General features: G+C 66.0%; 1 pseudogene. It reads left to right on the top strand.

What is annotated here, in order from left to right:
• Positions 1 to 238 (top strand): annotated as a pseudogene (locus FCK22_RS19480) (pyrroline-5-carboxylate reductase dimerization domain-containing protein); the annotation flags it as partial.
• Positions 239 to 253 lie beyond the last annotated feature (15 nt).

Here is a 253-nt window from a genome sequence, read left to right as displayed (position 1 = left end):
CAAGGCCTGCCCGAGGAATTGGCGATGCAATTGGCCAAGGCGACGGTCGCCGGGGCAGGGCGCTGGCGATGCAGGCTGAAGAGGATCCGGCGCAGTTGCGCGTCAACGTCACCAGCCCCAATGGCAGACCCAAGCGGCGCTTGAGGTTTTGATGGACAAGGCCGAAGGCTTCCCGCCCCTTCTCAAGCGCGCGGTCGCCGCCGCGGCGGACAGATCGCGGGAGCTGGCCAATGGCTGAGATCACTTTCGACGA

The sequence above is a fragment of the Sulfitobacter sp. 15WGC genome, from assembly GCF_005068605.1.
GTDB lineage: Bacteria > Pseudomonadota > Alphaproteobacteria > Rhodobacterales > Rhodobacteraceae > Sulfitobacter > Sulfitobacter faviae.
Note: the sequence above shows the minus strand (reverse complement) of the source record. Positions and strands in the feature narration are given on the sequence as shown.